At 50.8% G+C, this 378-nt stretch carries 1 protein-coding gene; it reads left to right on the top strand.

Going from position 1 to position 378, the window contains the following annotated elements; all coding sequences use genetic code 11:
• Positions 1–74: 74 nt before the first annotated feature.
• On the top strand, positions 75–378 hold a 304-nt coding region (locus J0A66_RS22000; protein WP_241264382.1), incomplete at its 3' end, for a TolB family protein.

Genomic DNA, 378 nt, shown 5'->3' with positions numbered 1-378 from the left:
AACAACATAAAAAGATAACGACAAGAGGCACTATGACAACAGGAAAACTTACCCCTATCGCTTTGGCCCTGATAATGGGACTGGGCAGCCCCGCTCTGATGGCTGAACAAGCCGATGGCAAAGACAAAGAGCCCAAGTGGGATGTGTTAAATCCGCCGCTGGAGATGACCAGCGTCAGCATCAGTACTAATCAAACCACCTGGTCGAGTTTGGATATCAGCCCCGATGGTAAGCAGTTTGTGTTTGATATGCTGGGCGACCTGTATATCAGCGATATCAAAGGCGGTAGCGCTAAGGCGCTGACTAATGATCTGGCCTTTAACGTGCATCCGGCCATTAGCCCGGATGGCCAGCGTATTGCCTTTATTTCCGACCGCG

Origin of the sequence: Bowmanella dokdonensis (assembly GCF_017254865.1) — a bacterium.
Classification (GTDB): Bacteria; Pseudomonadota; Gammaproteobacteria; order Enterobacterales; family Alteromonadaceae; genus Bowmanella; species Bowmanella dokdonensis.
This window is presented reverse-complemented; position numbering and strand designations above follow the sequence as displayed.